This window comes from Paraburkholderia sp. BCC1886, assembly GCF_900996245.1.
Lineage (GTDB): Bacteria > Pseudomonadota > Gammaproteobacteria > Burkholderiales > Burkholderiaceae > Paraburkholderia.
This window is the reverse complement of sequence record NZ_CAAJGK010000105.1, coordinates 1-486: the sequence shown is the minus strand read 5'-3', so window position 1 is coordinate 486 and position 486 is coordinate 1. Positions and strand designations below refer to the sequence as shown.

At 71.8% G+C, this 486-nt stretch carries 1 protein-coding gene and 1 pseudogene; one reads left to right on the top strand and one right to left on the bottom strand.

Features of this window, described 5'->3' with window-relative positions:
- A pseudogene (locus FQ746_RS30425) lies at positions 1–238 on the top strand (monooxygenase); the annotation flags it as partial.
- 24 nt (positions 239–262) lie between these two features.
- On the opposite strand, the gene FQ746_RS30420 reads toward FQ746_RS30425, so the two are convergent.
- The coding region (locus FQ746_RS30420; RefSeq protein ID WP_144113527.1) for a helicase C-terminal domain-containing protein at positions 263–486 on the bottom strand (224 nt) is incomplete at its 5' end.

The window sequence follows — 486 nt, the reverse complement described above, 5'->3', positions numbered from 1 at the left end:
GCGCGCGACCACCCATCTGTTCAACGCGCTGGGTGCCTCGGCCACGCGCGAGGCGAGCGATCTCGACCGTCACTGGCGCAACGCGCGCACGGTGTCCTCGCACAATCCGGTGGTCTACAAGGCGCGCATCGTGGGCGATCGCTCGGTCAACGGCACCGAGCCGCCCTTCGTCTGGAAGGTGGGAACGCCGGCCGCGGGCGCCGCATCGGCCGCGGCGGATCGCAAGCAGGCGGCCTGAGCCCGGGCGGGCCTCCAGCGCTCGTCACTCCACCCGCCACCAGCGCGGCAGCAGCCGCTGCACCTCGCGGCGCCGGTAGCGATCGTCGATCAGGTGCACCACGCCCTCGTCGTGCTCGGTGCGGATCACGCGGCCGGCCGCCTGCACCACCTTCTGCATGCCCGGGAACAGGTACATGTAGTCGTAGCCGCTGCCGAAGCGCGCCTCCAGCGCGCGCCGCATCTGCTCGTTGACCTCGTTGACCTGCG